The following is a 26,059-nucleotide window of genomic DNA, read 5'->3' on the forward strand; positions in this document are numbered from 1 at the left end:
TTTTGTTACTCTTAACTTATTAACTAGAGCGTGTCATCATTTAGATTGTGAGACTTAAAATGAGGAAAATTGCAGCCATTTTAAGACCACTAAATGTATTCATGTGCTAATTGATGACACGCCCTAAGCGTGTCCGACAAAAAATTATGTCGTTGCCATTAAATTATATCTTTGCCATTTCATCAGAGCCTATTATCAGGAATCGTACTTAACACTTCTTTTAAAACATTAAGACCGGCTTGCAGGGTTTCAGGCTCGATTGTTAGTGGCGGTAGCAGGCGAATAATGTGGCGATATTTACCGCTAGGCATCAACAGCAGACCACGCTCGCGCGCTTGCGTTAACACATACGTCATCACGCTTGGATCGACATCATGTTCAGGATGTCGCAGCTCGATACCGCGCATCGCACCGATACCCGTAAGGCCAAATAACCAAGGCGATACACCTTCTTGCTGCCATTGGTTCACCGTCTGCTCAATGGTGTGTGCATAATGTCTGGCAGACTCCCATACTGCATCTTCTTGCATAATATCCAACGTCGCATTGGCAGCAGCACACGCGACCGGATTACTCGAATAAGTGCCGCCTAGACTACCTTTAGGCAATCCATTCATTATGCTGGCTTTGCCTATCACTGCGCCTAACGGCAACCCACCTGCGATGCTTTTGCCTAGCAATATCATGTCAGGCTCAATCCCTAAGTGTGTAAAGGCAAATGGTGTTCCCGTACGACCGTAGCCCGATTGAATCTCATCCATAATAAGCAAAATGCCGTGCTCATCACAAAACTGGCGCAGATACTGAGCAAACGTGGGCGACATTAAGTGAAAACCACCCTCCCCTTGTACTGGCTCTACGATGATGGCACCGATATTATCGACATCTGTTTCTACAGCAAATAGACGTTCAAGCGCATCGATAGCCTGCTGATCGCTCACTTCATTATCTGGACTGGGAAAAGGAATGTGGTAAACGCCACCTGCCAAAGGCCCAAGCCCCCGCTTATAAGGCTCGACTTTACCATTTAGATTGACCGCAGCCAGCGTGCGCCCATGAAAGCCACCATCAAAAGCAATGACACCCACACGACCTGTCTTTAGGCGGGCAATTTTTATGGCATTTTCGGTGGCTTCTGCGCCGCAGTTAGTCAACATACCTGATAGCTCGCCACTGATTGGAATCAGCTCACAAAGCCGTGGCATAAAGGTTTGATACGGCTGATGGGCAGCCGCATTGTAGGCGTAATGAATAAGTGATTGGGCTTGATTGATAATCGCAGAGACGATATGAGGATGACAATGACCAAAATTTAAGACCCCGATACCGCCGACGAAGTCGATGTAGCTGCGGTCATAACTGTCCCAAACTTTGGCATTTTTGCCTTTGGTGAGGGTCACAGGATGCACCATCGTAAAAGCGTCTGTAACGTTATAGTGCGTATCCATTAAGCATCTCTCATCTTCCTTGAGTGTGATGCTCATTTCAGCAAAACCGTACCGATTCAGCAAACGAATAATAGTTGTGCTGGCATTCCTTTTTGTCATTGCCAACCAAAAGACAATCTTAAGGCGCGTTAAAAATTACAATTATTTGACCACTGTTAGCCCATTTAAATCCCTATAATCAGTTTAAAATAAATCGATACATTAATAGTTATGTGCGACTGGTATAAATTCCCTTTGCTTGCTGCTATCACAAAGGCTACGAAAAATTTATCCCAGTCGCCCTGTATCTGTTTTAAAGTGAATCCACTATATCGATTGAATTGAGGACATGCCCTAGCATCAGCTCGTGTTGATTTGAGGTTTCAAGATACACTGACACCCATTCTAAAATAACTTTCACCTTATGCGATCTGCCCAAAGACAAGGGGTAAGTTATATAATAAGACCCCCGTCCTTTTGCCGCATAGCGCCATGCCGTCACTAGCGTCCCTGATTGTAGTTCAGGAGCGACCAAACGCAGTGGTACAAGTGCGATACCATAGCCGAGCAATGCGGCGGCAATACACGCATGAAAAGTATCAAAACGTGGGCCGATAAACGTCCCATCGATACTAATGCCTTGCTGCTTGAAGTACTCATACCAAGCACTTGGGCGCGAGCTCAACTGTAGCAACGTACAGTTATCTACATTGCTCGTACAGGGATTTTTATCCCGTAAATACTCAGGTTGGCATACCGCCACACAATACTCATCAAACAGCTTAATCGCCTCCATCCCGCCCCAAATGCCATCGCCATATAAAAAGGCAATATCGACGTTTTGGTCTTCAGTAAAAAATGGCCCAACTTGCTCTTTTATATCTAAATTAATCAATGGATGGGCTTGGCTAAAGCCACTAAGCGCAGGTAACAGCCAGCGAGAACAAAAGGTTGGGTGTGAGGCAATCTTAAGCACTTCTACATTGTCACTATGCGACATCAAACTGGTGGTTGCCACCTCGATATGTTTGAGGATTTCCAACACCTCAAGGTAATAAGTTTTGCCAGCTGGTGTCAATGAAATGCGGTGCGGTGTACGATAGAAGAGTGAGATTTTTAACATCTCCTCTAGCTGAGCGACCTGCTTACTGATGGCGCTTTGTGTCATATGCATCTCTTGCGCGGCATTGGTAAAGCTCAGATGCCGTGCAGCCGTTTCGAAACACTGTAGAGCAGTCGTCGATGGATACTTTCTAAAAGCAAGCGGCTTATTGGTTTCGGTTTTCATAGTTTATTTTTCTTTTATTTTTGGTATGAGGACACGCCCTATTAAAATGTAAAAACAGGGATAATTCATACAGAGATGACTACCTATTCGTGCACGCTTAAATAGCATGAGAGAATAGGTAGCCATCATTATTTAAGCGCTGATTCGCCTTGATTATTGTATCAGTCTACTTGAGCATGCTTCTATTGATAAAAGCATTATTTCACTGCCGGTATGTTGTCGGCAGTCAGTGTCGGCTTCCTAGAGGCTAATGTCAAAAACTAATGTCATATCCTATTCATTTTGTGAATACCGACGCTCATTATCAAATAATTACTTTAACTACGGCGACTGACTTGCTATCTTGCCTGCCTTCTTTTCATCATTGCGATGTATTTTTACCCTTATTTTTAAGCGAATAAATCACTTTAAGCTAACTTTCACTATTAGCGCCTTCTTTATTTGTATTGGATCTTATGAAACCTAACCTTGAGGTGAGCGCAAATGCTCGCCGGACTCAGTATTTTCAAGTATTCCTAATGGGCGTCAGCGCCTTTATCATGAATACCACCGAATTCGTCCCTGTTGCCCTATTAAGCGACATCGCCCAAGATTTCTCTATCACCACGGCAGAGACGGGCTGGATGTTGACGCTGTATGCGTGGATTGTCGCGGCCATGTCATTGCCATTGATGCTGCTGACCAGTCGCTTTGAGCGCAAGCGTTTGCTGTTGGCGTTATTTGCGGTATTTATTGCCAGTCATGTATTGTCAGTATTTGCGTGGAGCTTTGAAGTGCTGCTCATCAGCCGAGTTGGCATTGCACTCACGCATGCGATATTTTGGTCCATCACCGCAGCGATTGCGATACGTGTGGCACCGGAAGGCAAAAAAGCACTGGCGCTTAGCGTGCTTGCGACTGGTACGTCATTAGCGATGGTCTTGGGTGTGCCTTTAGGACGCGTGGTCGGTCAATGGTTTGGCTGGCGCGCGACTTTTGGTGGTATTGGTGGGCTTGCCCTTATCGTATTTATTCTGCAAATGAGACTGTTGCCCACGCTGCCTAGTATGTTTGAAGGGTCTTTTAGAAAGATTCCAGAATTACTCAAAAACCCCTTATTGGTCTGCCTATATCTGCTGATTTTACTGGTCTTTACCGCGCACTATACGGCTTACTCGTATATCGAGCCTTTTATGCGTCAAGTCGGCTCAATCAGTGAAAACGCCGCAACGGTTGTGCTGTTATTGTTCGGTGTCGCAGGGATTGCGGGCAGTGTAATTTTCAGTCGTTGGGGTGATAAATTCAATACCAGATTAATGCTGATATCGACGATATTGATATTACTATCTATGCTCACGCTGTTGTTTGCGGTGACCTCAATATGGGCGCTCAGCTTGATTGCCCTACTCTGGGGCGCGGCGCTCATGCTGCTGATTATCTCCATGCAAGCCAAGGTCATCATGGTCGATATCAACGCGCAGGATATGCTGATGTCGATGTTCTCAGGGATTATCAATTTAGGCATTGGGACGGGCGCACTGTTCGGAGGCTATGCAGTGACGCATATTTCACTATCGAGCGTGGGCTATGTAGGGGCGGCTATCGCGGTTATGGCATTGCTACTGATGCTATTTATGATAAAGCGCTTTCCTGAGTTAAGCAGAAGACTGGGCTAATTGGGCTATGCTTAAATGCTAACTAAGCACAAAAAAATGCCAGCCACTTAGATGGGCTGGCATTTTGCTTTTTGCTTAATTGTTAAAATCCACCTTAAAATCAGTCTATCTAAAAATCCACCTTACCGCGTAATACTTTTGTTTTACCGCGCTGGGTTTTTTGATCGACACGTTTACGCTTAGCATTTCTGCTCGGTTTGGTCGGCCTGCGTGTTTTATTGACGTAAGTGGCTTTGGTGATAAAGCTTTGTAAGCGCTCAAACGCATCAATTTTATTACGTTCTTGGGTACGAAATTGCTGCGCCTTAATAATAAGCACGCCTTCTTTGGTAATTCGGCTGTCTTTACTATCAAGCAAACGCTGCTTAATGACATCACTCAAGCTTGAGGCATGGATATCAAAACGCAGATGAATCGCAGAAGAGACTTTATTGACGTTTTGCCCGCCTGCGCCTTGCGCACGTATGGCGCTAATCTCTACGTCACTGTCATTTAGACTAATGGTATTGCTGATAAAAATCATAGGATGCTTTTATAAATAATTGATAGTTATGATTAATGATAAACCATTATCAGCTACCTCGCCACTTGCCAGCTCACCACTTCAAAAATCCGCATGTCTTAAAAGCAGTTTTTCAAAACTTACAAGCTGAAATTCAGAGATGAAACCTTATAAATGTTATTGTTTGGCATTGCTATGTCTGTCATCTGTCTATAAAGCGTAAGCCTATCTAAGGATTCGATATTGACATGCTAGGATAGTTTTAAATTGCCAAGATACTGCTTAAGCCAAGACATTGCTTAATTAGCTAATTATTTAGCAAGCAGTTTCTTAGCCAAAACTTTACCCGCCTTCTGCACACTAAAGCTAAAAATACGATTTGATAGGAATAACTGTTTTATGACCACTAAAAATAAAAAAGTAAAATCCACTGCAAAAGTTGATGACAATGCCACTAAAAATATCGCTTGCGACCCAGCTCACAGCATCCAAGTCAGAGGCGCAAGGGTTCATAATCTAAAAAACGTCGATGTTGACTTGCCGCGTAATGCCCTTGTGGTATTCACGGGTATATCAGGCTCAGGCAAATCTTCACTGGCATTTGGTACTCTTTTTGCTGAGTCACAACATCGCTATCTTGACTCAGTATCGCCTTATGCCAGACGCTTGATCGATCAAGTGGATCAGCCTGACGTCGATTCGATAGAAGGCTTGCCGCCCGCCGTTGCTCTCCAACAACAACGAGGCACGCCGTCTGTACGCTCATCGGTCGGTAGCGTAACGACGATTTCAAATGGTTTACGCATGCTCTACTCACGAGCGGGCGAATACCCTGCTGGTCAAGGCATACTCTACGCTGACGCGTTCTCTCCAAATACGCCAGATGGCGCTTGCCCTACTTGCTCCGGTATTGGCCGCGTGTTTGAGGTAACAGAAGAATTACTAGTTCCTGACAATACTAAAACCATTCGCGAACGCGCGATTGCTGCTTGGCCGCCTGCGTGGCAAGGTCAAAACCTAAGCCGCATCCTGACCACACTTGGCTACGATATCGATAAGCCGTGGAATACCCTGCCCCAAAAAACCCGCGATTGGATTCTCTTTACCGATGACACGCCAGAAGTCCCTGTCTATCCAGAGTACAACATTGAACAAGTACGCGACGCTATTAAAAAAGGCGAAAAGCCCAATTATAAAGGGACATTTACCAGTGCAAAGAATTTCGTTTTGCATTCTTTTGCCAGTACGCAAAGCCCGCGTACCAAAAAGCGCGTTTCCCAGTTTATGCAAATTTCTGAATGTCCAGAATGCCATGGCAAAAAACTCGAAAAAGAATCGCTATCGGTTAAGTTCGCTGGTCTTGATATTGGTGAACTGTCTCAATTAACCTTGACTGAAATGGCGCTTAAACTTCAGGATGCTGCCAAGACCAAACCGACTGATAATATGCCAAACCGAGAAAAGGCCATTGTTGCTCAACGTATTGCCAGTGATATTCTGTCTCGAGTTGAGGCTTTGACCACACTAGGCTTAGGGTATCTTTCACTTGAACGTACTACACCTACCTTGTCTCCGGGTGAGCTACAACGCCTAAGACTCGCTACCCAAATTCGCTCTAAACTGTTTGGTGTGGTCTATGTGCTTGACGAGCCGTCTGCTGGATTACATCCTGCCGATACTCAAGCGCTATTGGGCGCATTGGATGAGCTGACAGCGGCTGGTAACTCGTTATTTATTGTTGAGCATGACGTCAGCGTGATTCGGCACGCCGATTGGATTGTCGATGTGGGGCCAAAGGCTGGAACCCATGGCGGCGAAGTTATTTATAGTGGCCCTGTAGCAGGCTTGCGGGACGTTGCACAATCACGCACGGGACAGTATCTTTTTGAGACTGACGGGGCGGTTGAGCATACCCCAAGAAAAGCGAAATCCTCGCTACAGCTGGTCAATATCGAACGCAACAACTTGCAAAGGCTAGATGTAGCGTTTCCTCTAGGGGTGATGACAACGGTGACGGGCGTATCAGGTTCAGGCAAATCAAGCCTAGTCAGTCAAGCGCTGGTCGATCTCATTTATAGCGAATTAGGGCAGAAGACAATCATCGAAGCGCCGACTGGCGAAGCTGATTTACTAGAGCAAGAGCTAGAAACTCAGACCAGCGGTAAGATTGCTAGTGGTATGGAACACGTAAGTCGATTGGTGACCGTCGATCAAAAAGCCATCGGTCGTACGCCGCGCTCAAACCTTGCCACTTATACCGGACTGTTCGATCATGTGCGCAAATTATTTGCCGCCACGCCAGAAGCCAAGGCACGACGTTACGATGCCGGTCGCTTCTCCTTTAACGTTAAGAAAGGCCGCTGCCCAAATTGCGAAGGTGTCGGATTTGTGAGTGTTGAACTGCTATTCCTGCCGAGCGTTTACTCGCCATGCCAAGTGTGTCATGGGCAACGCTACAATGATGAAACCCTTGAGATTACTTATCGAGGCAAAAATATCGCTGAAATCCTCGATCTCACCGTCGAATCTGCTTATGAATTCTTTGTAGAAGAAGCACCTATCCTACGAGCATTAGACGCGTTGCTAAAAGTCGGACTTGGCTACTTACGACTTGGTCAGCCAGCAACCGAACTGTCGGGCGGCGAAGCACAGCGCATTAAGCTTGCCACCGAACTGCAGCGGACACAACGAGGAGACACGCTTTATATCCTTGATGAACCAACAACTGGCCTGCACCCTTCGGACGTGTCGCTATTGATGGCGCAATTGAACGGACTCGTTGACGCTGGTAACACTGTGATTATGGTCGAACACGACATGCAAGTCGCTAGTAACAGTGATTGGATTATCGATATTGGGCCAGGTGCGGGTGATAAAGGCGGTCTTATTGTGGCAGAAGGCACACCAGCAGAAGTCGCAAAATCAAAAGCCAGTCGTACCGCGCCTTTTTTGCTGTTTTAGTCTGTTAGTGCACATTTTATCAAAAACCTTTTATCAACTCAGCAACTAACGGCAGCGCTCAATCACGGGCGCATCGACCATTTGACCTACTATTTTAAACACTGCATCTGCACCGCTCGCAAAGGCTTTTGCTACTTTATCGATTCGAGTCGCTGGGACAAATAGCCACGTCTTCGTATTTATATCATTGTTTACCATTTCATCATGATGAGGCTGTCTTTTATCTTTAATAGAATTTCTCATAGTTGCTTTTATTGTTGTTTTTATTGTCGCGTTTAGGGTCTGTTGAACATTCAAATGTGGAACTGGCAGTGGCTATTTTTTAGACAATACGCAGTGAAATTTTTGACGCCTAGTCGTTCTAGGTTAGACAATTTCGCCATGTATTGGCAAAAAATAGCCCTGCCCTGAAAGGCTGATGCTAAAATCACCCCAAATGTTGTTGTAAACCTAGCTAAGGTCTCGACATTATCGTCGGTTTACGCTTGATTTGATAAAACGTTTGATGCGATTTTAGCGATCAGCAGTCCTAATATTTGAATGTTCAACAGACCCTATAGTTATCCTCACGATTGATCGCCCGTAGTTATCAGTCTATTTGGGGTGAGAATTTATGCTATGGCTTTGATTTTTTGCTATGGGCTTTGCGGTAATGACTCGGTGACTGCCCATAACGCCGCTTGAATGCACCACTAAACGAATGATCCGACGCATAGCCTACCAACTCGCTAATCTTGCTAATTGAATATTGCTCTTGCCGCAAAAACCTTGCCGCCAGTCGCAAGCGATAATGACTCAGATATGCCAGCGGTGTGATGCCAACTGACTGTTTAAAGCGCTCATTAAGTCCTGAGCGCGACAGCCCTGATGCCTTCGCTAAACCCTGTAGCGTCCAAGCATCTTCTGGGTAGCGATGCATCAGATAGAGGGTGTTTGATAGGCAAGGATCTTTTAGGGCGGCCAGCCAATTACCGTTTTCATTTCTATTACTAGTGGCATTATTTTCACTACTGTGGTCGGCATCATCGTCTATTTGCCATGGATGGTCAATCCACGATGGCGTCCTGTTTAGGGTATTATCCGTAGTGCGGTTTATGCTGTCTTTAGACCCTGATGCCATTTCTAGCTGTTCGACATACTCGCGTATACATTCAATCATCAACATGCCAGCCAAGCGCTCAAGCATCGTGGTTCTGCCGGGGCGTTCTAATCCCACTTCTAATAAGAAAAACTGCAAGCCAATATGCACCACATCATTATAGGCCGAGTGCTTTTGAGTCACGGGCGGCAGACTGGCAGGCAAAGCGGATAACAAAGGTCTGGCCATATCAGCATCAAACTGACTGCGTACCACAATAAATTGTGCCTCGTTATCTTGCACATGGTTACTTTGAGCATGATTAGTTTGACCGCTATTTGTATTGTCAATCTCTAAGCCAATCTGACCTTCAGTGTGTGCAGGCATGATTGTTTTGGCTGTAAGCTTAGACACCATTGGCGCTGATTGACACGCATAGCTGCCTTGTGTGGTCAACATCATCATATTGTTGGCTGTGATCACTTGCCTGTCATTATTATCATTGCCATAGCATAGATGCACCTTGCCACTGATAACCACGATAAAGGTCAAATAATCTTGTCTACTCTGTACCAGTTGCCAAGAGCCGCGCGCCTTGACAGTGATATATTGCACCTTTTGCAAATGCATCTCATCAAACAATCGACTTAAAATATCCATATTTTAGACCCATACTAGGGTGTGTCATCATTTAGATTGTGAGGCTTAAAATGAGGAAAATTGCAGCCAAACAAGGAAGGAATTGCCGTAAATATGAACATATTGACAAGATTTCTGACGATGTTTGGCAAAATTTAGCCATTTTAAGACCACTAAATGTATCAAGGTGCTAATTGATGACACGCCCAAACTACTCGCTTTGAAGAGCGTTATCAACGTTAATTACTATAGTAGATACTACATAAAATGGGTACACGACATTATAATGCGTGACTGATATAAATTTTTTGTAGCCTCTGTATGCGTAGGCACAGCAAGCAAGCAAAATTTTACCAGTCACGCTGGATCTCTTTTATATTGCCCTGACTATATCTATTTATACGCTATGTATAAGCCCCCAACATAACGAAGTCCGACAATTAAATCTGAATATATTTGCATTTTTGGACGCAAAGTGAGATTTTTTTGTCAATCAACGCCGTTTTAAATGCTATCAAAGATCATAATAAATGATCAGAATCTTGATTGATAATACATAAACGAAATCGTTAAAGGTGGCTATCAAGGAAAGTAGCTATCAAGCACCGCGTAAAATCACGATAAATAATAGGCTAGGTAAGTCTGACACCATATCTGATTTACAGAGGACTGACTATACAAGGACCGTATAATGACTAAGACATTAAGCGCTAAAGAACATGCCATCATTCAAGATGCAATGGATAACTCACCATGGCGCGACCCAAAAAGGCGGTTTTGGCTGTGTAGTCCATCACTGCCTCTATTAGGCTGCTTGTTCGCGTTAGGATTACGAGATCAAAAGGGCTTCGAGCTCAAAAATACAGCGCTGGCTTGGGGAGGCACTATCTTGATCCACGGTATCATTCCACTGGCGGATGTGTTGGTCGGTCGAGATGATAGCAACCCACCTGATAGCGCTATGCAAGCGCTTGCCCAAGACCCCTATTATAAGTGGATTGCTCATGCTTTTATACCGCTACAATATATGGCTTTTGGTCTGCTGGCCTATCAGTATAGTCAGCGAGATTTGCCTTGGTATAATCGTTTAGGAGTGGCATTGACGGCAGGAGTCGGCAGTGGTATTGCGATTAATACCGCGCATGAACTTGGCCATAAGTCTGACCACCTAAACCGTACTTTGGCGCGCATCAGCCTTGCGCCAGCGGCTTATGGACATTTCGCCATCGAGCATAATTTCGGTCATCACCGCTGGGTGGCGACCCCAAATGATCCAGCCAGTAGCAAGTACAACGAGAGCTTTTGGCAGTTTTTGCCGCGCACAGTGTTTGGTGGTCTACGTTCCGCTGTAAACATTGAAACTGAGCGGCTCGCCCGTCGACATAAAGGCTTTTGGAACAAAGACAACGAGTTGTTGCAAGGTTGGGCGATGTCGGCGTTACTTTATGCCACTCTTTATCAGGCTTTTGGCAAAAAGATTCTACCCTTTATTGGGTTGCAGGCAGTATATGGCTTTAGTCTGTTAGAAGTAGTTAATTATCTAGAGCACTACGGTCTGCTCAGAGAACAAGACGACAACGGGCAATTTGAGCGTACGCAACCGGAGCACAGCTGGAACAGCAATCACACCGTGACCAATTTGTTTTTGTATCAATTGCAACGCCACTCTGATCACCACGCGCATCCAAGCCGCGCTTATCAATTGCTCAGACATTTTGAGGAAGCACCGCAACTGCCGATAGGCTATGCCACGATGATTATGCCTGCCTATATCCCGCCATTGTGGTTTGCTATTATGAATAAGCGTGTCAGAGCACATTATGATAACGATATGAGTAAAATTAATATGCACCCCAAACCATTAAGTCCATTAATGCAGCGGACGACGAATATCATTGAAAAAGGCTTACAGCGATTAAATCGCCTCACATCAAAATGTGCGAGTAGATAAATTTAGAGCAATGAGCTAAAAGTAGTGAACTAAAAGTAATGAACGTTGAGACATAAAAAAACACGTTATTGAGTAACGTGTTTTTTATTATAAAAATATAGCGATAGTGATAAACGGATTAAGCCAACATGCCGCCATCAACGACTATCGTTGCGCCCGTGGTATAACTTGACGCGTCAGAGACTAAGTACAATACCGTGCCAGCCATCTCGTCAGGATTAGCCACGCGTCCTAATGGAATCGCATGGAGCGCCATTTTTAAGACTTTATCATTGGTGGTCAATGCTGAGGCAAACTTAGTATCGGTTAAACCAGGCAGCAGCGCATTAACACGAATGTTTAATGGGCCACATTCTTTGGCAAAAGATTTGGTCATGCTAATGACAGCAGCTTTAGTAATTGAATAGATGCCTTGCTTGTCACCCGCGACCAAGCCATTGACCGAGGCGGTATTTAAAATCACCCCACCGCCATGCTCGCGCATCATCTTGCCCGCCGCCGTCGACATAAAGAAATAACCACGAATGTTGACTTCAACGGTCTTATCAAAAGCGGCTAAGTCCGTATCTAAGATATGCCCGTAGTAAGGGTTGGCAGCGGCATTATTGACCAATATATCGATTTGACCGAACTCACTTTTGATGTGCTCAAAAATCGCATCAATCTGATCCATATTTCCGACATGGCACGCAAAGGCACTGGCTTTGTGACCATCAGCGACAATGCTATCGGCGACTGCTTGGCAAGCATCAATCTTACGGCTAGAGACAATGACGTGTGCGCCTCTTGATGCCAATAGACGGGCGATAGATTCGCCAATACCGCGACTAGCACCTGTGACCAAAGCAATCTTGCCTGTTAAATCAAATAAATCTTTCATTATTATTCCTTATATTTTGAATTAGCTATTCAGCTTTCAATTTTTTATCGTAAATACTTAATAAATTATAGTCGAAAAACTGCAAATCCATGACAAGGCAGCCGAGCGTAGATAGTACGCATAGTACATCGAGCGAGGCTAACACCGTAATGATTTAGCAGTTATTTGACTATTAAGCCAACATGCCACCATCAAGGGTAAACGCATGACCATTCATAAAGCTGCTTTCATCGCTCGCAAGCCATGCAATCGCGCCGGATACTTCATCAACTGTCCCTAAACGGCGTAGCGGGCTGGCATTAATTGTTGCTTTTTGCGCGCGCTCGCCCATCTTCGCCATGGTATTTTGCACCATAGGGGTATCAATAAAGCTTGGACAAACGGCGTTAAAACGAATATTGACGCGCGCATATTCATGAGCAGCAGACTTGGTCAGTCCCATCACGCCATGCTTCGCGGCGCTATACGCTGACAGTAATGGTGCAGAACGCAGCCCTGCGATAGAGGCGACATTAATCACGTGACCGCCGCCATTGGCTGCCATACAAGTAACAGCAGCACGCATGCAATGCCAGACGCCTTTTAGATTAACGGCAATATTACGGTCAAAGTCCTCATCGCTTAGCTCATGCATCGGTGCAGGCTGATGGTCGATGCCCGCATTATTTACCACCACATCAAGACCACCCAGCGTTTCCATGGCAAAGGTAAATAATGCGCGCACTTCGTCGCCACTCGTCACATCAACTTTTTTAAAGACGATACTATTGCCCGCATCTTGACCTTGCTTGGCAACGGCTGCGCCCATCTCTTCGGCCATATCACCGATCACGACTTTCGCACCGCGACTGGCTAACAATAACGCACTTGCCGCACCAATGCCAGACGCACCGCCCGTGATTAAAATACGTTTACCAGAAACGTTACTGGCTACGTCTGATGCAATTCCATTTGTATTCAGTGTCATGATTTATCCCTCTACCTTAAGTACCAGTTTGCCGAAGTTTTCACCGTTAAAGAGCATCATCAAAGTATCAGGGAACGTCTCGATACCTTCAACGATATGGTCTTTTACTTTCATATCACCTGACTGAATCCAGCCAGCAATCTCTTTCATCGCGATTGGATATTCTTTGATATTATCAAAGACCACGATGCCTTCCATACGGGCACGATTGACCAATAATGACAGATAGTTTGACGGCCCTTTTACCGCTGTGGTGTTGTTATATTGGCTAATCGCACCGCAAATCACGATACGCGCGCGCAGATTAATTTGGGTAAGGACGTCATTTAAGATATCGCCGCCTACGTTGTCAAAGAAGACATCGACGCCGTTTGGACAGGCTTGCTTTAAGCCTTTTTTGACATCCTCATTTTTATAATCTACTGCAGCATCAAAACCCAACTCATCGACTAAGAATTTACATTTCTCAGCACCGCCTGCGATACCAACGACACGGCAGCCTTTTAGTTTGGCAATTTGTCCTACCAAACCACCAACCGCACCCGCAGCACCAGAAACAACGACTGTCTCGCCAGCTTTTGGCTCACCTGTTTTTAATAAGCCAAAGTAACCAGTCATACCCGGCATACCGAGCACGCCTAAGTAATAAGATAAGGGTGCAAGGTTTGGGTCGACTTTGTATAACCCAGTACCATCACTGACCGCATACGACTGCACGCCATTATGACCACAGACATAATCGCCGACGGCAAACTTCTCATGCTTACTTTCAATCACTTCGCCCACGGTACCCGCACGCATGACATCACCAATTTGTACCGGCTCGATATAAGATTTGGCATCATTTAGCCAGCCACGCATCGCTGGATCCATCGAGATATATTCAATTTTTATCAGCAACTGACCATCGGTAATAGTCGGTATTTCTGTCTCGGTATAATCCCAAGTCTCCGCACTCGGTGCGCCAACAGGTCTTTCTTTTAAACGCCACTGCTTATTCATTGTTGTCATTATTTATTCCTTTAAATTTTTATAAAAAGCCATTGGTATCGTTTGCTTAAAAAGAGTTTATTCAAAATAAGACAAATATATTAAAAAGCGTTCTTCTGGGATAAATTTTTCTCGCTTGCTGTGCGCTTTGCACTCCAGAGGCTTCGAAAAATTCATCCCAGCATCACATTGGTCGTATTATTCAGGCATGTTCTTATGTTGAAAACATTCCAAACAGTCACTTAAAACCATTCTACTTGCATATTGGTACATACCGCATTGTCGTTATTTAACAGCTCGATATCGCGATTGATTAACGGCAACTCCCAATCGATAAAGTATTTGGCTGCTTGTAATTTGCCATGATAGAAATTCTGCTTTTCAATATCTGTTGTCTCGCTTAGCAATTGCTCAGCTTTACTGGCTTGGCGAATCCAAATCCAGCTGACCACGATAGAGGCAAAAATATTCATTAGTGCTTGTGCGTTGCCAGTCAGCGTTAGTGCTTTTTCCGTTTGCAGGATTTTACTTAAATGCACCAATACTTCATGCAGATGACCCATATAAGGCATCAACTTACCGGCAAGTTTGGCGGTTTCTGGTGTGGTGATGCTTTCTAAGTCTTGAGTGATTTCACGTTTTAGAATTTGAATACCAAGACCCTTGTTTTGCCATAACTTACGGAATGACAAATCTAACGCTTGCACACCATTTGTGCCTTCATGAATGGGATTAAGACGATTGTCACGCCAAAACTGCTCGGCTTGATACTCACGCGTATAGCCTGCACCGCCCAATACTTGAATGCCTAAATCATTGGCTTTAGGACCATACTCAGAGGGCCATGCTTTTAATACTGGGGTTAATAAATCCAGCAGTTCTGATAGCTCAGCTTTTAGTGTTGCATCTTCACAAGTATTGATACGGTCAATCAGGTTTGAGCCATATAAACACAGTGATATGCCGCCCTCGCTATAGGCTTTTTGCGCCAACAGCATACGCTTCACATCGCCATGCTGGATAATCGCTGTTGCTGCATCTTCGGGTTTATTGTTTGGTGCAATTCTGCCCTGTGTTCTGTCTTTGGCATAATCGAGCGAATATTGATAACCACGATAGCCAATCATCGCGGCGCCAAAGCCGACCGCGATGCGCGCTTCATTCATCATCTTAAACATATAACGCAGACCAAAATGCTCTTCGCCGATAAGATAGCCATAGCACTCGCCTGCATCGCCAAAGCTTAATGCGGTAGAAGTCGCGCCTCGATAGCCCAACTTATGAATAAGACCCGTTAAATGGACGTCATTATGCTCGCCAACCGATGCATCCTCATTCAGACGATACTTAGGCACGGCAAATAAAGAAATACCTTTGACACCACCAGGACCGCCCGGCACTTTGGCTAAGACCAAATGCACGATATTGTCAGACAATTCGTGATCGCCTGCTGAGATATAAATCTTGCTCCCTTTTACGCGATAGCTGCCGTCGTCTTGTTTAACGGCGGTAGTTTTGATATCGGCAAGCGATGAGCCAGCATGTGGCTCAGTTAATGCCATCGTGCCGGTAAATTCACCCGTTAGCATACGCGGCATAAAGGCATTTTTAATCTCATCACTGGCGAAATGTGAGATGACATTAATCGCCGCCGTGGTCAAAAATGGATAAGCCGTCGTTGATGGGTTGGCCGCCATAAAATAGCCTGCCACTGCGGTCATAACCGTTTCGGGTAATTGCATGCCGCCATCGTCAAAGCTATAACGACCAGCGATGAAGCCCGACTCACGAAACGCATCAAAGGCGACTTTTACGTCACTTATCATGCTGACTTTTTTGCCATCGAACTGTGGCTCGTTTTTATCTGCCACATGGTTATGGGGCAAGAATAAATTGGTCGCGATTTTATTGGCGGTGTCCAATACTGCATCGAAGGTTTCGCGGCTGTGTTCTGCAAACTTCGGATGCTCGGTTAAATGCTCAGCGCCCAATACATCATATAGTTGAAACGGTAATTCAAAGTCGTTGATAAGCGTATCTGCTGCCATAGTATTCTCGTTAACTCATTAAATTTGGTGATTCATTGATATTAATCTAATTTAACGCCTTGCCGTATTGTCATTTATGACATAATTATGGTCAAACAAGACATACTCTTTAACCTATAGTGAGTGAATTTCAAATTACGTATCGTGCAGCTGGTGAATATCAGCCATAAATTTGCATATACTTAAAGGAAGCCAAATTTTGCCCTACTTCAAACCGTTTAAAGTGATTATCGTTGGCTTCGATGGCGTGCTCAGCAGTGTGCTTGCTGGGGCGCTAGATTTATTTTCATTTACTGGCGTCAGCTGGCAACGGTTTTTGGATGAGGCAGTAGAACCAAGGTTTGACGTGCAGATTGCAAGCTTAGGTGGCGCGGATATCAGATGCAGCAACCGTTTGATTATGCGAGCGCATTGCGATATTCAGGAAATCACAGAGTGCGACTTACTATTAATTCCAACCATTGGCGATTCAATCGATAAAGTACTGAGCCAAAATAGCGATTTAATTCCACACATCAAGCGACTGGCGAATACCAAGGCGGATATCGCTAGTAATTGTAGCGGGGCTTTCTTCTTAGCAAAAGCAGGCTTGCTCGATGGCAAAGTAGCAACCACCCATTGGGGCTATGCCAGTAAGTTTAAGGCAGATTTTCCACTGGTTGATTTGCAAGAGAATCAATTTGTCACTCAATCAAAGAATCCATCAAACAGCCAGCCAAAAAGCCAATCAAAAAGTGATTCAGCACACCAATCAGGCAATATATTTTGTGCGGCAGGTGGTAGCGCCTTTTATGACTTGGGATTGCTATTAATTGAGCGGTACTGCGGGCGTGAGATTTCTACCCAAGTGGCAAAAACCCAGATTATTGATAGTAAAAGAGGCAATCAAAACAGCTATACCAATGTGACATTGCATAAACCACATTCAGATCAGCTCGTTAAGCAAGTACAAGAGTTTATCGAGGAAAACTTCAAGCAATCTATGCAGGTGAGCAATTTGGCAGCCATGGTAAATATTACCCCACGCACGTTAAATAGACGCTTTCAATCTTGCGTTGCGATGCGCCCGATTGAGTATATTCAAGCGGTGAGAATTGAGCAGGCAAAGCGCTTACTGGAATTGGGCGATGTGACGATAAAATCGTTAGCGGAGCAAGTTGGTTACGATGATATTTCCTCATTCACTAGGCTTTTTAAACGCGCTACTGAACTGACCCCGAAAGAATATCAGGATAAATTTTCACGCTTGGCGATTTAACTTTATAGTAGATTTTTTAGAAGTAATACGTTGCTGCAACAAATTTATTACAGCAACAATTTTATATAATTAATTCGATATAAAAACGATACAGCGAGACGAAAAGTTGTTTTTCGCAGCATCTGTCGGCGTAGGCACAGCACGTAAGAAAAACAACTTTTCATTGAGCGACTTGATAGTTACGTATCTGATTTATTTAGATTCGACTATAGACCTAAATTTTATTGCCACAAGCCTTCGACATGAATGGCGTCCGACTTAATAGTGGGATAATCGCTAAATACCAACTGATAGCCACTGACTGTATTGGCGCTAAGCTGGCACGTCGCCCCAAGTGGAAAGCTGTGTTTCTGACCAATATGACCAAAGCGCATGCCGCTATAAATCGGCAATCCTGTCAGCTTATGCAATTGACGAATTACGGTGGCGACATCATAACGCTTGTCATAGCTATCCTCACCGCTACCCGATAGCGCGCCAAACACGATGGCTTGCTGATCTTTAAATACGCCTGCTAAATACAAATCATATAGCATGCGCTCAATACGATAGGCTTGCTCGCCGACATCTTCTAAAAATACAATCCCGTCAGCAATTCGTGGCACATACTCACTGCCTGCCAGCGCTGATACGACACTCAAATTGCCACCCCAAATAGTGCCTGTTATCGTTTTTGGCTCAGAGCTTGCCAAGATACTCGGTAAATTCGGACTGGTTAAAGAGGCGTCTGGTATGTTGATAGCCAGATTTGGATTGGTTAATGCTTCCGCAAATTGTCGACAGCTGACTTGGTCGGGTTTGGTTTTGCCAAACTCACTATAAAGCATCGGTGCCGCAAGCGAACTCATATCACCCTTTGCCAGCAATGCGCACTGAATAGCGGTCACATCACTAAAGCCTGCGAGTATCGTGCCGCGCTCCTTCATAATGCGTCCTAGCGTTGACCAATCCACCATTGGCAATAGACGCACAGCACCATAGCCACCGCGTACACCAAGTAGCAGCTTTGGCGCTTTGATCGCACCCGTAGCGATATTTTGCAAATCACTCGCGCGCTGCGAATCGGTACCTGCAAAGCGCAAATACTGCCGAGTGGTAATCGTAGGATTATCGACTTTAAAACCTGCACAAGCCAAGCGGTCTAATGCCAATTCATTACGCTCGTCACTACCACCGACATTGGAGCTGGCAAAAAGCCGTGTCTCAATATTTGGCGTGATACAACTCGTTTGCGCCTGCAATGTTTCGGGCGCTGCTTGTTGCGGTGTCAACGCCGTTGGCAGGTCATCTTTGGTCAGGTGCGTGCTGTTATCTTGCTCAGTAGTATTAGCCGCCAGCGCTTGAGTGATGCTTTGGGTCGCTAACAGCCCTGCCCCTGCGCTGATTCCGACTTGACATAAAAATTGGCGACGATTAAGTCCAGAAGATATCTTGGTCATTATTTTACCTTTTGTACTATTCAGTTAATGCTTGTTTAACAAGGATACTTATTTAGCACACGTTAAATATTTGTTTTTATCACATCTCATAAAACTGGATTATAACGCAGGTTTGAACAATATCGCGTTTTAGGAAGGTTAAGCTAAGCTCAATCTATCGTTTCTATAGTCAACAAAACGCTACAGAATCACTCACAGCCTTATTTGGATGAAGTGACGACTCTTGTTATAGTAAAGGGCGTTCAATAGTCTTTAACAAAAAATAAGGAATATAAGTATGGCTGACAAAGAGAAAGATGATAAAAGTCTGATAGACAGCATTAAGCTCATCTTGGGTAAAGAAGATAAAATAAATGACCAGCTCGAAAACGGTCGCGGCCTTGAGCGTTATACCAAGGATTTGCTACTGCTGATGAGTTTAGTTAAAGATTATTATCAAGGCAACTATCGCAACATTCCCTACAAAACCATTTCTGCGGGAGTGGTCGGTCTGCTCTATGTGCTAAATCCTATTGATATTATTCCGGATTTTATTCCCTTTATCGGTCAAATCGATGATGCGTTGGTACTGAAATTTTGTCTTAAGCTCATGGAAAAGGACTTACACAAGTACAAAACTTGGAAAGATCAACAAACAGCCTCTAAAGATGAAAAGTCTAATAAAGACGCTGCCTCAAAGCCGACCAATAAAAAGCTAGAAGATAAGACTAAGGACACCGAAAAAAAAGCCACAAATAAAGAGTCCAAAAAGTAATGATAGCTTTAAATTAACATTAATAATAAAGAAACGGTCAATGAGCTATTCATTGACCGTTTCTTCGTATTAGGGGCGTGCCCTCAATTCAAGCGATTGTATCTAAATGAGCTAAAAATGGCTAATTTTTGCCAAACATCGTCAAATAGCTGATCAATATCCCGATATTATTTGCGCTATCTTCCTCGTTTGACTGCAATTTATCTCATTTTTATGACCATTTTTAAAATGAGGACACGCCCTAGGTTAACGACATTTTTATCTATTTTACTTTTTCAAAATTTTATCAATCCGGCACATCATAACGGGCTTTTTCGGGATTAAGACCGAATGAATATACAAAAGTCGCAACGAGGCTGTTTATAATGATGAACGGGAAATCGATAGCGTTATGTCCAAGCACGTAGCGACCGATGAGCCATGAGACAATCAGCATAACAATAAAGAACCCGCCCAAATACGCCAAGATAGCTGGATGCTTAAGATTGTAGGGCTGCTCAGGTTCAGGTTTTTTGTTTAATACATAGGTTCTTATCGCCCAACCAGCCGCATAAGAAAACCCACCCAACACCACATAACTAAAAAAATTCATATTACCTGACTCTAATGACTTGACTACTTATGAGAAAAGACTGCTTATAACAAAAGATTGTCTATAATCGATGACGTATGCTTAGCTGCCTGTGCCGACATTATCAATAATAATATTGGCATGCGGATTGGCTAAAATATCAGTATTGACGTCATCACACTCTACGCGATAGATAGTATTGGCACCGCGATAAATATACGACAAATACTCACTGTCCAATAGCGGATCGATATTGGCATAGACAGGCTTCACATGAGCCAGTACCAGCACTCTATCGGGACGGCCAATGACAGCGTCAACATTATCAGGATCTATAGAGAAAAACGTGGGTATCTCGCTATTTTCAAGCACTTCTAACGGCTCGGCGTCATCCCAGACGCGCCCGCTACTTGCCGGCTCTTTCATTTGCATCATCCATGTGCCACCCTGCTGACTGACTTTTATTTGCGCAGGCTCATCATGACTGACCGTATAGCACCCTTCAAAGACAGACAGGTCTGCTGCTGCTTCAGCCACGTCGGTATCGGCTTGGGTGCTAGTATCATTGCAAGCGCTCAACAGTAACGCGCTACTCGCAGTGATACTGACCATCAACAGCGTTAATCTTTTATAAAAAACGTTTGAGCGTAAGGACATAATAGGGTTATCCTGCATTCGTGCATTAAAACTTTTAGGAAGATAGGAAGAAAGCTGTCGTTAATCAGTACCGTTCGTAAATTATGAGGAAAAAGCAGCCATTGAAACTGCCCTTCAAGTAACTATCCACGCTACTTTAGGATGTTAGTAGGCTGATACTCATGCCGTCAGAGGCTCGTTTCCTTACAGCAATTCTGCCTATTTTAACAGAAAACGAAAGGCTTACTATTATGATATGTGGTTTTGCGATTTTGTGCATTACGATTGCCCATATCAACGATAGATTTGTTATACTCAAACGCATTTGAATGATGCGCCACCACTGTTTTGATGGCGCTCGAAAAACCGCTTAATTCTATCCTACGTTAATCACTTATTAGGTCATACATTTTTTATGTCAGACAATCGCTCTTCTACGCCACATAGCCATAAAGACCACGCGATTGATCCGTTGGCCGCCAAAACAAATACCACGGTGGCCTACACTGACGGCGCCTGCAAGGGCAACCCGGGTGCTGGTGGTTGGGGCGCACACTTGATATTTAGTGATGGGCACACGCAGGATTTATATGGCGGCACGAAAGAAACCACCAATAATCGCATGGAGTTAATGGGTGCGATACAAGCATTGACCCATAGTCCACATGAGCACAATCTCGAGATTTGGACAGACTCTAGCTATGTCAAAAAAGGCATTACTGAATGGATTGAAGGCTGGAAAAAACGAGGGTGGAAAACAGCCAGTAAAAAACCTGTTGCCAATCAAAACCTTTGGCAACAATTAGACGCGTTATGCCAACAGCGCGACGTTGACTGGCATTGGGTGAAGGGTCACGCTGGACATGCAGGCAATGAAAAAGCAGATGAGCTTGCGAACCTAGGCGTGACGTCCAGCAGTGAAGATTTATCGGCAAGAGATGCGCAAGAAATGGCTAAAAAAAAAGAGCAAATAATGCCTAATAAATCGCAAAGCATCTCTAATCAAAGCATCTCTAATCAAAGCGCCTCTAGTAATGATGACTGGCTAAAATATGATCCGTTAGGTCTTGATATAGATGACGAGCTTGACGAAGAAGCCCTCGATGAAGAAGTTCTCAATGATGAACCATTCAACAACCCTCTATTAGACGAACAAAGCCATGACAATGCTAGTAAACCAATGAGTACCACAGACATGCCAGAATCCCAGACGATGACGACTGACACCATAATGAATAATGACAATCCAGACACGCCGACTGATGAGCCAAAATTTGACGGTGACACCAGCCGTGCCAATCCATATTTTAAGCCATTGCTACCCAAGCCAATAAACCGTCACCAATCTGATCGTCAGCTGATTATGGATACCGAGACCACGGGGCTGGATCCGCAAAAAGGCGATCGTGTCATTGAAGTCGGTATTGTCGAGATGATCGGGCGCAAATTCACTGGCGAAAAGCTACACGTTTATATCAATCCCCAGCGCGGCATGGATGAAGAAGTGATTCGCATTCATGGTATCTCTGAGGCATTTTTAACCGACAAACCCACCTTTGATCAAGTCGCTCAGTCGCTTTACGACTTTATGGATGGTGCCGAAATCATCGCTCATAATGCCACCTTTGATATGAACTTCTTAAACATGGAGTTTGGTAAAGTTGGGATGAATGACTTTGCACAACGGGTAAAAGTGACTGACTCGCTAGTCATGGCCAAACAACAATATCCGGGGCAAAAAAACACCCTAGATGCCCTCGTGCGCCGCTTAGATGTCGGTAAACAAGACCGTACATTCCATGGGGCATTATTGGACTCCGAGATTTTAGCCGAAGTCTATCTGGCGATGACTGGTGGACAGGTCACCCTTGCTATCGAAGAAGACTCTCAAGCAGACGGTGGACAGACAGCCCATGCTCACTTTGCCAACTTGGCCTCTTTATTACTAGCATCACCCACTGATGAGACAGCCAATCAGAGTTGGTATAGCGAGTTAGCCGAAGAATATTCTGAATTAAAAGCCAACATATAGCATGTGATTAAAATAACCTTTTATACTGACATTTGGATACTGTATAGTTTTGATTATCATCATGAGCGTTATCGGTTACTCATAAACGCCTGTTAAATCATCGTCTAAATGATCGCTATTTTCATCAGTACGTTATGGAAAAATAACTATGAACCAGTCTGCACAAATGAAATTAACTGCCCCAACGCTTAGTGTTACTGACTTTAATCTGCCATCGCTACATCTGTTGCATGATGAAATTATAGTCACCCTTAAAGACACTGAGATTCATCTGAGCGAATTTAACGATGACAATAGTCAATCTCCTTTATTATTAGACTCTATTACTGTGCTAAAGCAGCTGTCTTGTATTTTTGAGTTGATTTCTTTGGTTGGTGCAGAAGTGTTAAATACCGCCATCGTCAATGGTCTACAGCGCCTTTATAACAGTGGTGATAATAACGATACTGCGTTGATTATGGATCTGTCAGAAGCCATCATGACTCTGGATCGTTATGTGGAATTTGTGCTATTGACTGAGTCAGTAGAGCCAACTTTGCTATTACCTATCATCAATAAGCTTAATGCTCATGGACAGCTCGCGCCTATCGAAGCAGACTATTTTGCGACATTTGGTAGTAGTAGTGTCATTATTGCCAACCCTGAAAAGAACTTTCAGCCCTTACACGAGCTTAATCTCGACAGTGAGCTGCTGACCTATGCCTATCGTAGTGGTCTTGGGATTGCACTGCTCAATCAAGATGGCGTAGTGAGCCAAGATGCTCAACAAAATCTAGATGCCATGAGTGCTGCGTGTGCGTTGATAGCCGCTCATAGCAACAGTCTATTTTGGCAAGCCGCTACTGCTGCGGTCACTGATCTCGCGACCATTTTGCCACTTAACCTCAGCCAAAAGCATACGCTCATTTATCTAGAGCAGCAGTTCCAAAGCTATCTACCCATTATGGACACGCGTTTTGCTGATTTGGTCAGTTTTGCCTGTCAGCGCGATAACGAAGCAGCAAAACTGCTGCGTGAACAATATGCGGTCAATCAATTAGAAGGCCCACAGCGCGAGCAAATGAAGCGCTTTTTATTCGGTCCTAATCGTGCGCTAACGGATACATTGAACGCTATTATTCAGACGCAAATCAATACGATTAAAGAAGATGTCGATAGCTACGCGCGCGGTGATTCACTCAATCCTGCTGATATGCAGACAGCACAAATTATCGAGCAGTTGACGGTACTGGGCTCAGCATTACGCTTGTTGGGACTGTCAAATGCGGCGACCAGCCTGAGTGCAGCAGCAGACGCAGTAAGCAAGTGGCGCATACCCTCACCTGAAGATTTTGATTATCTACTATTGGCATTGATGCATGCTGAAAACGCTACTATTGCCATGGCCGAGATGCATACCCCAGGGGCGATCTACTTGCCACTCAATAACCCCCATATCTCGTTACATCAGCTCAATACAGCTTATGATACTTTAATACAAGAAAGCCGTACTGCCATTGCTAGTGCCGAGCAAGCGATTAACGATTACTTATCTGAGCCTGAGCGCGATATGCTCAACATTCAAAACATACCTGAGATGCTACGTCAAGTAGCCGGCGCGGTACGCTTTTTACAACTGCTAACACCGGCCAGTATGCTGAGTCAATTGGCCAACTATATACAACAACGTATCGAAAGTGGCAATCGCATCGACGACAGCACCTTAGCTTATATCGCTGACGTGATTATGGCTGTTGATCATCATTTAGATGGTTTTGAGCACAACCGTCCAGTGAGTAAACAAGCGCTTAATGTTGGTCAACGAAGCTTAAGCCAATTACTAGCCGCTTAATGATTTTAGCGGTATCTGTGCTGACGAGTGATTTAAAACTTTTACTTTAAACAAGTTCGTACCTTATTTGCTACGTACTTGATTTAGACCGTTTGGAAACCTGCTTATGACTCGCGCTTTTGTATTTAGTGATGATACTGTACTCTGCCATCAAACGATCAACGGCTGGTGGCCATTGTACATCCCATTACCACCGTTCAATATCAGTGACAATATCAGTATTAGCGACAGTGGCAAAGAGCCACAGCCTACCTATCAAATAGGCAACGTAGCACTACTCGAAAGCCTAGCTCCAAGTCACTGGCAGTCTGAGGCTAATAATAGTATCAATGATGGTACAGAAATTTTGGTTGCGACTGAGTCTGATTCTGGAACTACCGAGGACGCTGCCACTTTCACTGCGCAAGCAGCCAATGCCATTACCTATGATTATGCAGTAGCGCATGATATCGCATTGCCTATGATTGCAGAGGGCAGCGGGAACGCTTTTGTGCCGTATCGACAGCTTATCACGCAGTTACCTGCCGCCTTATCAGCTCAGATTAGCCAAGCCATACAGCTGTTACGCTGGCAGACAGATACACAGTTTTGTAGTCGCTGCGCATCCCCAGTTGTTCATGCCACAGCAGATGAGCGTGCCATGGTCTGTCCAGTATGCCGATTACGCCAATACCCTCGTGTCCAGCCTTGTGTTATTACGGCTATCACTCGACCCAATCCGCAGACGGGAGAGATGCAAATTTTGCTCGCTCATCATCACCGTTATGGAGAACAAAAGCGCCCCCTAATGTACGGCTTGATTGCAGGTTTTGTAGAAGTGGGTGAAAGTTTAGAGCATGCGGTCGTGCGAGAAGTAGCAGAAGAGGTCAACATCAGCCTATCAGATATTCGCTATGTCAGCAGTCAGCCATGGCCATTTCCTTCTAATTTAATGCTTGGTTTTCGCGCTTCTTATGCGGCTGGCGATATTGTAATACAAGAAGAGGAGCTGTCACACGCCGATTTTTTTGATCTCTCTAATTTGCCCAAAATACCGTTTAAGGGCAGCATTGCCTACGAGCTGATCGCCCAGATTGCTCATGAACAAGGCATCGCACTATAGTAGATTAATTATCTACTATAATACAAGCGCCTCACTTTAATGTCTCCATC

20 protein-coding genes are annotated in these 26,059 nt (G+C 44.5%); 8 read left to right on the plus strand and 12 right to left on the minus strand.

Annotated features, from left to right (window positions below):
• Positions 1-182: 182 nt before the first annotated feature.
• Together AAEY72_RS10525 and AAEY72_RS10530 are read right to left on the minus strand one after the other, a co-directional pair.
• Positions 183-1,448 (minus strand): 2-aminoadipate transaminase, encoded by a 1,266-nt coding sequence (locus AAEY72_RS10525; protein ID WP_352310487.1) that lies wholly within the window; start codon positions 1,446-1,448, stop codon positions 183-185.
• Positions 1,449-1,740: 292 nt separating this feature from the next.
• The gene (locus AAEY72_RS10530) at positions 1,741-2,715 is read right to left on the minus strand and encodes a LysR substrate-binding domain-containing protein (protein WP_352310488.1); all 975 of its coding nucleotides are present in this window, start codon (positions 2,713-2,715) and stop codon (positions 1,741-1,743) included.
• A 455-nt stretch (positions 2,716-3,170) separates the two neighbouring features.
• On the opposite strand from AAEY72_RS10530, the gene AAEY72_RS10535 reads away from it, so the two are divergent.
• A complete protein-coding gene (locus AAEY72_RS10535) occupies positions 3,171-4,370 on the plus strand; it encodes a sugar transporter (protein WP_352310489.1) in 1,200 nt (399 codons plus the stop codon).
• A gap of 109 nt (positions 4,371-4,479) precedes the next feature.
• Here the strand turns inward: AAEY72_RS10535 and arfB are convergent, their stop codons facing one another.
• Positions 4,480-4,893 carry an alternative ribosome rescue aminoacyl-tRNA hydrolase ArfB gene (arfB, locus tag AAEY72_RS10540; RefSeq protein WP_133105368.1) on the minus strand — a complete coding sequence of 138 codons (414 nt, stop codon included), beginning with the start codon at positions 4,891-4,893 and terminating at the stop codon, positions 4,480-4,482.
• 378 nt (positions 4,894-5,271) lie between these two features.
• Between arfB and uvrA the strand changes: the two genes are divergently transcribed.
• On the plus strand, positions 5,272-7,833 hold the full coding sequence (uvrA, locus tag AAEY72_RS10545) for an excinuclease ABC subunit UvrA (RefSeq protein WP_352310490.1): 2,562 nt from the start codon (positions 5,272-5,274) through the stop codon (positions 7,831-7,833).
• A gap of 45 nt (positions 7,834-7,878) precedes the next feature.
• Here the strand turns inward: uvrA and AAEY72_RS10550 are convergent, their stop codons facing one another.
• Together AAEY72_RS10550 and AAEY72_RS10555 are read right to left on the minus strand one after the other, a co-directional pair.
• Positions 7,879-8,076 (minus strand): hypothetical protein, encoded by a 198-nt coding sequence (locus AAEY72_RS10550; protein ID WP_352310491.1) that lies wholly within the window; start codon positions 8,074-8,076, stop codon positions 7,879-7,881.
• 373 nt (positions 8,077-8,449) lie between these two features.
• Entirely contained in the window at positions 8,450-9,571 is a 1,122-nt protein-coding gene (locus tag AAEY72_RS10555) for an AraC family transcriptional regulator (RefSeq protein ID WP_352310492.1), read from the minus strand.
• Positions 9,572-10,241: 670 nt separating this feature from the next.
• Here AAEY72_RS10555 and AAEY72_RS10560 point away from each other — a divergent pair.
• A complete protein-coding gene (locus tag AAEY72_RS10560) occupies positions 10,242-11,501 on the plus strand; it encodes an alkane 1-monooxygenase (protein WP_352310493.1) in 1,260 nt (419 codons plus the stop codon).
• Positions 11,502-11,619: 118 nt separating this feature from the next.
• Here the strand turns inward: AAEY72_RS10560 and AAEY72_RS10565 are convergent, their stop codons facing one another.
• The 4 genes from AAEY72_RS10565 to AAEY72_RS10580 form a co-directional block, all read right to left on the minus strand.
• A complete protein-coding gene (locus AAEY72_RS10565; protein WP_502945367.1) occupies positions 11,620-12,381 on the minus strand; it encodes an SDR family oxidoreductase in 762 nt (253 codons plus the stop codon).
• A 172-nt stretch (positions 12,382-12,553) separates the two neighbouring features.
• The gene (locus tag AAEY72_RS10570) at positions 12,554-13,348 is read right to left on the minus strand and encodes an SDR family NAD(P)-dependent oxidoreductase (RefSeq protein WP_020443141.1); all 795 of its coding nucleotides are present in this window, start codon (positions 13,346-13,348) and stop codon (positions 12,554-12,556) included.
• A 3-nt stretch (positions 13,349-13,351) separates the two neighbouring features.
• The gene (locus tag AAEY72_RS10575) at positions 13,352-14,359 is read right to left on the minus strand and encodes an NADP-dependent oxidoreductase (protein WP_352310494.1); all 1,008 of its coding nucleotides are present in this window, start codon (positions 14,357-14,359) and stop codon (positions 13,352-13,354) included.
• Positions 14,360-14,580: 221 nt separating this feature from the next.
• Positions 14,581-16,386 (minus strand): acyl-CoA dehydrogenase, encoded by a 1,806-nt coding sequence (locus AAEY72_RS10580; RefSeq protein WP_352310495.1) that lies wholly within the window; start codon positions 16,384-16,386, stop codon positions 14,581-14,583.
• 199 nt (positions 16,387-16,585) lie between these two features.
• Here AAEY72_RS10580 and AAEY72_RS10585 point away from each other — a divergent pair, with 199 nt between their 5' ends.
• On the plus strand, positions 16,586-17,644 hold the full coding sequence (locus AAEY72_RS10585) for a GlxA family transcriptional regulator (protein WP_352310496.1): 1,059 nt from the start codon (positions 16,586-16,588) through the stop codon (positions 17,642-17,644).
• 221 nt (positions 17,645-17,865) lie between these two features.
• Here the strand turns inward: AAEY72_RS10585 and AAEY72_RS10590 are convergent, their stop codons facing one another.
• Positions 17,866-19,083 carry an LD-carboxypeptidase gene (locus AAEY72_RS10590; protein WP_352310497.1) on the minus strand — a complete coding sequence of 406 codons (1,218 nt, stop codon included), beginning with the start codon at positions 19,081-19,083 and terminating at the stop codon, positions 17,866-17,868.
• A gap of 277 nt (positions 19,084-19,360) precedes the next feature.
• Between AAEY72_RS10590 and AAEY72_RS10595 the strand changes: the two genes are divergently transcribed.
• Positions 19,361-19,837, plus strand: coding sequence for a YkvA family protein (locus AAEY72_RS10595; RefSeq protein ID WP_352310498.1), 477 nt, complete (start codon positions 19,361-19,363; stop codon positions 19,835-19,837).
• Between the two features lie 286 nt (positions 19,838-20,123).
• Here AAEY72_RS10595 and AAEY72_RS10600 read toward each other — a convergent pair whose 3' ends face one another.
• Together AAEY72_RS10600 and AAEY72_RS10605 are read right to left on the minus strand one after the other, a co-directional pair.
• On the minus strand, positions 20,124-20,429 hold the full coding sequence (locus AAEY72_RS10600) for a hypothetical protein (RefSeq protein ID WP_352310499.1): 306 nt from the start codon (positions 20,427-20,429) through the stop codon (positions 20,124-20,126).
• An 81-nt stretch (positions 20,430-20,510) separates the two neighbouring features.
• Complete coding sequence (locus AAEY72_RS10605; protein ID WP_352310500.1) at positions 20,511-21,065, minus strand: hypothetical protein; 555 nt, start codon at positions 21,063-21,065, stop codon at positions 20,511-20,513.
• A 394-nt stretch (positions 21,066-21,459) separates the two neighbouring features.
• Between AAEY72_RS10605 and dnaQ the strand changes: the two genes are divergently transcribed.
• From dnaQ to nudC, 3 genes are all read left to right on the plus strand, one after another.
• Complete coding sequence (dnaQ, locus tag AAEY72_RS10610) at positions 21,460-23,076, plus strand: DNA polymerase III subunit epsilon (RefSeq protein ID WP_352310501.1); 1,617 nt, start codon at positions 21,460-21,462, stop codon at positions 23,074-23,076.
• A gap of 148 nt (positions 23,077-23,224) precedes the next feature.
• Positions 23,225-24,907: a hypothetical protein gene (locus AAEY72_RS10615; RefSeq protein WP_352310502.1), complete on the plus strand. Its 1,683-nt coding sequence runs from the start codon at positions 23,225-23,227 to the stop codon at positions 24,905-24,907.
• Positions 24,908-25,013: 106 nt separating this feature from the next.
• Positions 25,014-26,009 carry an NAD(+) diphosphatase gene (nudC, locus tag AAEY72_RS10620; RefSeq protein ID WP_194618876.1) on the plus strand — a complete coding sequence of 332 codons (996 nt, stop codon included), beginning with the start codon at positions 25,014-25,016 and terminating at the stop codon, positions 26,007-26,009.
• Positions 26,010-26,059: the final 50 nt, after the last annotated feature.

Origin of the sequence: Psychrobacter sp. W2-37-MNA-CIBAN-0211 (genome assembly GCF_040309405.1) — a bacterium.
Classification (GTDB): domain Bacteria; phylum Pseudomonadota; class Gammaproteobacteria; order Pseudomonadales; family Moraxellaceae; genus Psychrobacter; species Psychrobacter glaciei.

Excerpts from the sequence above, each read along its gene's own strand:
- nudC (WP_194618876.1), top strand. The coding sequence starts at position 25,014 with ATGACTCGCGCTTTTGTATTTAGTGATGATACTGTACTCTGCCATCAA.
- AAEY72_RS10615 (WP_352310502.1), top strand. The coding sequence starts at position 23,225 with ATGAACCAGTCTGCACAAATGAAATTAACTGCCCCAACGCTTAGTGTT.
- AAEY72_RS10555 (WP_352310492.1), bottom strand. The coding sequence starts at position 9,571 with ATGGATATTTTAAGTCGATTGTTTGATGAGATGCATTTGCAAAAGGTG.
- AAEY72_RS10535 (WP_352310489.1), top strand. The coding sequence starts at position 3,171 with ATGAAACCTAACCTTGAGGTGAGCGCAAATGCTCGCCGGACTCAGTAT.
- arfB (WP_133105368.1), bottom strand. The coding sequence starts at position 4,893 with ATGATTTTTATCAGCAATACCATTAGTCTAAATGACAGTGACGTAGAG.
- AAEY72_RS10605 (WP_352310500.1), bottom strand. The coding sequence starts at position 21,065 with ATGTCCTTACGCTCAAACGTTTTTTATAAAAGATTAACGCTGTTGATG.
- AAEY72_RS10560 (WP_352310493.1), top strand. The coding sequence starts at position 10,242 with ATGACTAAGACATTAAGCGCTAAAGAACATGCCATCATTCAAGATGCA.
- AAEY72_RS10575 (WP_352310494.1), bottom strand. The coding sequence starts at position 14,359 with ATGACAACAATGAATAAGCAGTGGCGTTTAAAAGAAAGACCTGTTGGC.
- AAEY72_RS10600 (WP_352310499.1), bottom strand. The coding sequence starts at position 20,429 with ATGAATTTTTTTAGTTATGTGGTGTTGGGTGGGTTTTCTTATGCGGCT.
- AAEY72_RS10570 (WP_020443141.1), bottom strand. The coding sequence starts at position 13,348 with ATGACACTGAATACAAATGGAATTGCATCAGACGTAGCCAGTAACGTT.
- AAEY72_RS10595 (WP_352310498.1), top strand. The coding sequence starts at position 19,361 with ATGGCTGACAAAGAGAAAGATGATAAAAGTCTGATAGACAGCATTAAG.
- AAEY72_RS10550 (WP_352310491.1), bottom strand. The coding sequence starts at position 8,076 with ATGAGAAATTCTATTAAAGATAAAAGACAGCCTCATCATGATGAAATG.
- AAEY72_RS10590 (WP_352310497.1), bottom strand. The coding sequence starts at position 19,083 with ATGACCAAGATATCTTCTGGACTTAATCGTCGCCAATTTTTATGTCAA.
- dnaQ (WP_352310501.1), top strand. The coding sequence starts at position 21,460 with ATGTCAGACAATCGCTCTTCTACGCCACATAGCCATAAAGACCACGCG.
- AAEY72_RS10525 (WP_352310487.1), bottom strand. The coding sequence starts at position 1,448 with ATGGATACGCACTATAACGTTACAGACGCTTTTACGATGGTGCATCCT.
- AAEY72_RS10580 (WP_352310495.1), bottom strand. The coding sequence starts at position 16,386 with ATGGCAGCAGATACGCTTATCAACGACTTTGAATTACCGTTTCAACTA.
- AAEY72_RS10530 (WP_352310488.1), bottom strand. The coding sequence starts at position 2,715 with ATGAAAACCGAAACCAATAAGCCGCTTGCTTTTAGAAAGTATCCATCG.
- AAEY72_RS10565 (WP_502945367.1), bottom strand. The coding sequence starts at position 12,381 with ATGAAAGATTTATTTGATTTAACAGGCAAGATTGCTTTGGTCACAGGT.
- uvrA (WP_352310490.1), top strand. The coding sequence starts at position 5,272 with ATGACCACTAAAAATAAAAAAGTAAAATCCACTGCAAAAGTTGATGAC.